Here is a 7859-nt window from a genome sequence, read left to right on the forward strand (position 1 = left end):
TCACAGATATAAAGTCCGTGAGGACTTTCGTAAATAAACTAAAACCAGCAACCCGCCATAATGACGCTGTCGGGCTGGTTAATTTTATACGGTGTTGGAAATTGGCTTTTGTTACTCTATCTCATCAGATAGTCACCCTTAAATAAATTGACATAAAATTAGTCTTTTGAGCATTGCTTTTATAGTTGGTTCTATTGATTAATTCTCTAAATTCTTTTAGTTTGTTCCTTACATTTGAATAGACTCAATTGTGTTTATTAAGTCTATGATTACAAGACTAAAGAATATTTAGTTTTTTTTAGTTTAATACATACTAATCATTAAACTGTACAAGTAATAATTCACTAGTCATAAAACTATAAAAGATTTTAATGTTCATATGATAACTGGAAGCCATAGACTCAGTACTACTTTTTAATTCTTCAATTTTTTGTTGATCATAATACATTCCATTTTGAATCACTCCATAAATTTGTTTTGTATTGCTTATGGACTCTAATGGATTTTTATCAAGAATTACCATATCTGCTAGCTTTCCAGTTTTAATACTTCCTAGTTCGTATTCTTTTTTAGCATACTCAGCAGGGACTATAGTTGCTGCTCTTAAAGCTTCGATATTCGATAATCCAGCATCTACTAAATCTATTAATTCTTGATGGACACTAAAACCAGCAAACGTATAGGAGTCTGTAACGTCCGTGCCAACCATAATTGGTACTCCGAGACTATTGGCTTTACTCACTAACTCTTTAGATTTTTCATAAAATTTCTCACTAATGATAGGGTTAGGATGAGCCAAATTCCGCTCTTTATTACCTGAAATGTCAAATGACCACCATAGTTTTTTTCTTGCTATAGAAATATATTTTGTCATTGAATTGTTTAAAAATTCCTCTTTATGAGCATTCGCTTCAAATTTAAGAGTCTGTAGCGTAGGCGTCCAATAGGCATTTTCTTCACTCATTAATTGCATGAGTTCTTCAGCTTTTCGATCGTTAAATTGATCGATCATCTCATTTTTATACAAACTATAGTTTTTACGCCAGTTTAGACTCAATCTTAAACTGTCTGCATGGGGAAAGCAATCATACATAAAAATGCGTCCATGTTCAAAGCTTTTTTGGCCTGCTTTTATAGCTTCTTCTAGGCTTATAAATATGGGTTTATGACCTGCTAAATGCATATTATATTGCGAGGCTTTTTTAACTAATTCTCTGTAAGATTCAGGTTTTATCTGTTGATAGATTTTTATGAAGTCTACCTGTTCTTTTTTATAAAAATCTAAAAAGGGTTCAACATCTTTTTTGTTATTTAGTTTGAAGAAATCTGGCACGCCATTTGGAACCGATTGTTCACCATCTATTTGGTAACTACCCTGTAATACATATCGAGGCGTAACACGCTTCTTGTTTTGTAAATCTTTATTCCATTGTAGTCTGGTCTTACTTCCTACCCAATAGGCATCCTCTTTATCTAGAGTCCCAGACATATCTCTAATAGTGGTGACACCATTTGCAATGTATAAAGGATGATGAAGCCATTCAGAATGCACATTAGAATGCGTGTGCATATCCCAAAGTCCAGGAATTACATATTTTCCTTTGCCATTAATGATAAAGGTTTCATCAGCACTGTTAATGGAACCAGAAATTCCGATTTCTGTAATTCTATTATCTGTTATTTTTATGTCTTGGTCTTTAATTAATGTTCCTGATTCTATATCAATAATTGATATCGATTTGATTAGTATTGTCTCATGTATTTCAGGCACTTCAATATCTTGAAGCGGCCAATACACACCGGCAAAAAAAAGTAGTACTAGTCCGATAATTAGTAATGAGGCTATTTTTAAAACCCTAAAAAGTTTCCGTTTCATTGATCGTTTTATTTTAAGGTCTTATATACAGATTTTCTAAAGTCTTTTCTAACTTTCAAAGAGTGCCATCCTCCTAATTGTGTCATCATCAAAGCAGCAAAGCCTTCTTTGGGATCAATTATAAACGTGGTTGAATAAGCCCCTTCCCAATAATAACTGCCTTCGCTATAGAATTCATTAAATGCACCATTTTCGGTAATTATATTTAGACCGAAACCAAATTTATTGCCTTTACCTAATATAGGATAAAACCCTTTAGGATAATCAATGCCTCCAATTTGATTTGTAGTCATCATTTCGATTGACTTTCTTGATAGGATTCGTTTGTCTTCATAGATTCCATTATTGAGAAGCATTTGACAAAACCTTATATAATCTGAGGCTGTAGAAATTAATCCACTTCCTGCCATAAATACTTTTGTTTTGTACTCTTTTTTCAAATCGAGTTCTTTGTTAATCCCTTTTAGGCTATCGCCTTTTTTTGAATACGCTCTAACTAATTTATCAATGCTTTGACGATGCGCGTCAAAACCAGTACTAGCCATGCCTAAAGGCTCAAATATGTTTTGTTCTAAGTAAATTTCTAAATTTTGACCAGTAACGACTTCAATTAAGTATCCAAGAACATCTGTAGATGGGCCATAGGTGAATTTTTCTCCGGGTTGATGAACAATTGGCATGGAACTTAAATCTTTCATAAAGCTAGAAAGGCTTTCGTGTGTAGGATTAGAAAAAGATAAACTTTTCTCTTTGTACAGTTTTGAAATTATAGGGCCATCGTAAGCAAAACCAGCAGTCTGATTTAGTAGCTGCCTAATGGTTATTTTTTTTTCAGTGCTTTCAAGTGTATAATTTTCAGAAGAACTATCTTCAATAATCACTTTGGTGTCTTTAAAAATTGGAAGATAAAGCTCTATAGGATCATCTAAATCAAAATTGCCATCTTCATATAATTTCATGATGGCAACAGTTGTAATCACTTTTGAAAGTGATGCAATTTTAAAGTAGTCATTGACCTCCATATCTCTTTGAGATTCTAAATTAGATTTCCCTTTAGTTGTTGAGTATAAAATATTGTCTTTGTCTGCGATTAAAATTACAGCTCCAGATAAATTATTGTCATTTATATTTGATTGTAACCAAGTGTCAATCGTTCTTAAATTTTCGAATTCTGGATTTTGAGCTTCCGTGGATTGATAGAAACTACATGCGATTGTAAATAAAAATAGTGCTCTTCTCATAGTGTTTGTTTTATATTAATGCCACAAAAAGAACCTATGTGTAGAGATAAATAAGCAAGTATTTATAAATCACAAAGACGAATTTATAAATTCGTCAGACGTAAGACTATGAATCTCGATATTGAGAAGGTGTTTTGGATTCAATTTTTTTGAAAGCCGAATTAAATGAAGACATGCTGTTGAAACCTGCATCATAAGCTATTGAAGCAATCGTAAACCGTTTCTCTTTATCATTAGAAATGATTTTTTTCGCTTCTTCAATCCTGAATTTATTGATATAACTATTAAAATTATAACCTGTTTCTTCATTGATAATATGAGACACTTGATGTACACTTAAAGATGAAATTTTTCCAATTTTATTTAAATCTAAATTTGAATCCAAATAGAGTTTGTCTTTCCTAATGACATTATCAATACTTTTAAACAAGCTACTATCATTTGAATCATTTTTAAAAACCATTCCATCATAATTAATAACGCCCAATTTAAAAGCAATACATGTGAGGATATATATGGTGATGCTGTATATAAGTGGGCCTAAAATATAAGGTACCCTATCTTCGAAAATATTTAAAATATAGGAAAACCATATAATGAATACTCCAGCGATCACATATCTTGACCAAATTAGTACAGTGTTTTGAGATTTAGTTCGTGTATGGTTTTCTTTTTTTAATATCTTTTTTACGATTTGCCAAGATTTGAAAATATAGAAAGCTAAATGACCATACACAAAAGCCAGAAGTATAAAAGCCCAAAATTTACCGTGTTCAATAAACCAGTCTTCGGTAGCAAGAAAACTCAAAATAAGCATGAAGACGAATGGCCAAAAATAATGGTAATTCGTTTTCTTTAGTTGGTAATTAGGAATTGTTAGAGACTTAATATAAAAGTAGAGTAATGGACCTATAAGTAGTAAAAAAGACAAACCAATAAATATAATAAAGAAATCTAAATCTTCAGCAAAATTAAATAATACCGATTTACCTACTCTTAAAGCCATTAATAGCAGCATGATAGCCATCAATGATTTTGAAAGTGTTTTTTTTGTTCTGTTCGTTAGCAGAAACAATGAGATTAGAATACCATGGATTAATCCAGCTCCACTAATTATAATTAAAATAATATCTAAGCTTTCCATTCACATCTTTTGGTAGAATAATTATACGTACTAATTCTCACTTGTAATTCTTTCGTTCACTAAGTAATAAACCAGTGCTCCTCTTTTTTGACATTACTGCTAATGAATAGGTTTAAGTCTTTAAAGGTTCACTTTTTTGCAGATACTTAGCAATATAATATTTTACACTTCAAAAAAATCTGGTTTTATCAAGGTTTCAAATTATTATTTTCGGGAAATAGTTGCGAAAGTCAGAAATACAATAAGAATCGATGTGTTTATTTGATAGTAGGACTAGCTTGTTGCCAACGTGTTTGTGGTCGAGTAGACAAGGGGAATTTCACCCCAAGCCTCTCACAGAAGACTACGACAGGCTCAGTGCAACGCCGTGCTTGAAAGTCTCCCCTCACACAGCCTGCCCCGTTTTGTCGGGGCTCTTCTAATTTAATTTACAAAAATAAGCTCTTCCTCTTGCAAGTTGGCAAATTGTAAATAAAAATTAGCCCATCCCTTTGCTCCAGTTCCATTACACTCCCGATCGCTATCCGGATCAACACTACTACGAATGAGTCCGCCTCTGCTTATAACTTCTCCCGATTGCTATTGGGACTATCTCTCGATTGTATATTTCCCTTTGACTTGTAGCGAATCCTAATGCGGTAGCCTTACATAAGTCTATCATCCATAAGCAGTTTCCCAAGTTCCATAATTAAGCCCAAGTAAAGTTCCCCGAATAAAACGGGGCAGGCTTTACCATCTGAATGATCCCGATAGATATCGGGACTTTACAGAAAATAAATAGGTTATCTCTGTAATTAATGTTGTTGCTAACATTACTTTTCACTCCGTATGCCTCGCGCCAGCTGGCTCGTTCTCTAAAAATATCCTCAGGACATTTTCTTAACACACTGCCCTGTAGCTTTTGACAGGAGGTTCCTACTTCTCAGCCTGCCCTGTTTTTTCGGGGACACCTCGTCAGTGGTTTACTGAATTTTATCCTGAGCTTGACGAAGGGTTCAACTTCATTACTCACACCTTGCCAACCTCGTGGATTGGATTCTCCTAAACACTCAGCACCCCCGAGGCTTCGGGGCTCTTTACAACAGCACCTTTAGGGGGTTTAGAGCCATCGCCTATACAACGACTCTGATGGACCTACCATCATCTTAACTAGTGACTGGTTGGAAATAGACGAATTTTATCAAATGAATTATTTTTAATGAGATTTGTTTTTTATTTTATGAGGTGATGCCATAGCATCAGGCGATTAAAATAAAAAACAAACATCGCAAAAAGAAACATTTTTAATTTTGCTGTATTTCCTACCAAACACTATACACAGCATTCAACCATTTTATTTATTGCCATGGTTGATTCTTGGCACACTATGGAAAGTAGCGGTTTTGTGTGCGAGGATTTTCCGAAGGAAAATCAGACGTAACAAAAGTGCAACTACCTTTGGTTTAGTCTAAAATAAGCAATTTTTTATACACGTTATTGTAAACAGTTTTTTACCAATTTCTAATTTAGAAGTCTCTTAAAACACAAATAATTCCATTAATTTGTTTACTCATAACTGAATCATCATAATAAGTTGTATATCCACTAAATGATATAATCATAAATTCGTCTACTTGCCCTATAGAATGTTCTATTAAAGAAATATTTGGTTTATAACTAGCATCAGAGATATCTCCATTAGCATCACTTAAACCAAATTGAAAACCTTCATATCAAATTAATGAAAAAAAGCTTTCAGAACTATTAGAATTGTATGTCACTTCTTTGTAAAAGCTATTGTCTTCAGCTTGAAAAGCTACGTTTTGATATGTTATAACTGAATGATCGGATATCTGATAAGTAATCATTTCCTCTAATGCAGAACAAGTATTGATTAAACCTATTTCCATGTTAGTATCAGTTGAAGGGAAAGTCAATGTTTCTGATATTTGATTAGTATTAAAATCAATAGCAAATATCGAATAAGTATCTTCTGCAGTGCAATTTATCCCATTAAATTCAAATGCACCATCATTAATAACCTGTATTAATTGTTTTCCATTTAAATTAAGTATTACAGCTCCATTAGTTGTAGAATGATTGTTACAGTCATTAACAGTTCCAGAAATATTATAATTAGCATAGGTTTCTGAATTTTCAACTGTAATTAATACATCATCTAAACTTGGGTCAAAAATAAATGGGCCATGAATTTCAATATACGTTTGTGCATTACCACAATTATGTGTATAACCTATTTCGAATGTTATTAACTCCTGAGCTGGTATATTTAAACATATATTGCTGGAATTATCAAGACAATTCTCATAACTTTCACCTCCTGAACTAGAGGTTATGTCAACAGTAAAACAAGAATTTAAATCTTCTGTGAATTGTATTTCTGAACATAGTATAAACTCAGTAATATCTTCAAAATCTTCTTGCTCATTAGTATCACTATCCGAACAAGAAAATAAAAATGCAATCAAACTTAAAATTATATAAATTGTGTTTCTTTTCATTCCTTAAATTGTTTACAACAACTTTTGGTATATGAGCTGTGGCGTGTTTTAACACGAATTTCTCCAAATATAAACTAATTTTGGGAAATCCGTAGATTTTCCAAATAGGCACACACCAAGCTATAGCTTATATACGGTGTTGCCGGTAGTGCTTCTAATCAGCTTAATTTTTCAGTTCGTTTTGACTTTTAGTCACTCGCTTTGTTTTTGCCAAACGTTTTTCTTTATCAGCTTTTATAAATTCGCTAATAGCATTTTCTTCTTCTTTTGTTAATGGTCTTGGGTCGACTACAAAATCTACATCCAAAGGTTCTTTTATTAGTCCCATATCATTATGTTTTAAAATATTTACCAATTAATTTTAATGCTGATTCAGTTGTTATTACCATTAGATGACCTCCAAAATGAATTGCTCCCAAAGTATCTATGTAATGGTCAATTAATTTTGTTTTAGCTATGAATGATATATATCCTTCGCCACCTCGTTGAAACGATAATTTACAGGCAAAAGCAACTAAATTTCCTGGTATCCCTAAATAAACCTTCGTCTTTCCTATATTGAACGGCGCACTTTCAATTAAATGCATATACACGTGGTCTTTCTTTACTTCTAAACTTATAAGACCTTGTATTATGCTAGGATTGCCAACTATTGTTAGTTTATAAATATCCTTTTCAGGTTGTTTGAATTCATTTTTCCAATTAAAATTCCAACCGTTTTTCTTAATTATTGCCTTTAACTCCGAAACATTTAATATAGAAATTTCGGTAGGAAAACTATCGCCAGTTTGAATATTCTCAATCGAGTTTGTCAACTTGTCGATTATAAAATCTAATTCTATTTTAGAAAATTTATTCATAGTAGCAATTTACGAAATATTGGCTGTATTTGTAAATCGTTCAATGTTTTTTTGCATTAATGGGTAGAGTAGAGCCTCATTGCTTATCCAAAGTTGTCACTTTAAAAGTAACAAAATAAATAAACAATCAGCACCCCCTTCATCAAACACTTCGACAGGCTCAGTGCAGCGCCGTGCATGAAGTTTTCCCTCACACAGCCTGCCCCGTTTTTGTCGGGGGCTTACCGATAGATTTCT

General features: G+C 32.7%; 6 protein-coding genes. All 6 read right to left on the reverse strand.

Translation table 11 applies throughout. The features are described from left to right. Positions 1 to 313: 313 nt before the first annotated feature. A complete protein-coding gene (locus P700755_RS18525) occupies positions 314 to 1876 on the reverse strand; it encodes an amidohydrolase family protein (RefSeq protein ID WP_015026129.1) in 1563 nt (520 codons plus the stop codon). A gap of 8 nt (positions 1877 to 1884) precedes the next feature. Next, positions 1885 to 3117: a serine hydrolase domain-containing protein gene (locus P700755_RS18530; protein WP_015026130.1), complete on the reverse strand. Its 1233-nt coding sequence runs from the start codon at positions 3115 to 3117 to the stop codon at positions 1885 to 1887. Positions 3118 to 3223: 106 nt separating this feature from the next. Then, entirely contained in the window at positions 3224 to 4261 is a 1038-nt protein-coding gene (locus P700755_RS18535) for a helix-turn-helix domain-containing protein (RefSeq protein ID WP_015026131.1), read from the reverse strand. Positions 4262 to 5973: 1712 nt separating this feature from the next. Continuing rightward, positions 5974 to 6762 carry a hypothetical protein gene (locus tag P700755_RS18540; RefSeq protein ID WP_015026132.1) on the reverse strand — a complete coding sequence of 263 codons (789 nt, stop codon included), beginning with the start codon at positions 6760 to 6762 and terminating at the stop codon, positions 5974 to 5976. Between the two features lie 163 nt (positions 6763 to 6925). Then, a complete protein-coding gene (locus P700755_RS20355; RefSeq protein ID WP_169314472.1) occupies positions 6926 to 7090 on the reverse strand; it encodes a hypothetical protein in 165 nt (54 codons plus the stop codon). 4 nt (positions 7091 to 7094) lie between these two features. Continuing rightward, complete coding sequence (locus P700755_RS18545; protein ID WP_015026134.1) at positions 7095 to 7622, reverse strand: hypothetical protein; 528 nt, start codon at positions 7620 to 7622, stop codon at positions 7095 to 7097. Between the last annotated feature and the right edge of the window lie 237 nt (positions 7623 to 7859).

It is taken from the genome of Psychroflexus torquis ATCC 700755 (assembly GCF_000153485.2).
Lineage (GTDB): Bacteria > Bacteroidota > Bacteroidia > Flavobacteriales > Flavobacteriaceae > Psychroflexus > Psychroflexus torquis.

Coding starts and splice junctions, on each gene's coding strand:
- P700755_RS18525 (WP_015026129.1), bottom strand. CDS start 1,876: ATGAAACGGAAACTTTTTAGGGTTTTAAAAATAGCCTCATTACTAATT.
- P700755_RS18530 (WP_015026130.1), bottom strand. CDS start 3,117: ATGAGAAGAGCACTATTTTTATTTACAATCGCATGTAGTTTCTATCAA.
- P700755_RS18535 (WP_015026131.1), bottom strand. CDS start 4,261: ATGGAAAGCTTAGATATTATTTTAATTATAATTAGTGGAGCTGGATTA.
- P700755_RS18540 (WP_015026132.1), bottom strand. CDS start 6,762: ATGAAAAGAAACACAATTTATATAATTTTAAGTTTGATTGCATTTTTA.
- P700755_RS20355 (WP_169314472.1), bottom strand. CDS start 7,090: ATGGGACTAATAAAAGAACCTTTGGATGTAGATTTTGTAGTCGACCCA.
- P700755_RS18545 (WP_015026134.1), bottom strand. CDS start 7,622: ATGAATAAATTTTCTAAAATAGAATTAGATTTTATAATCGACAAGTTG.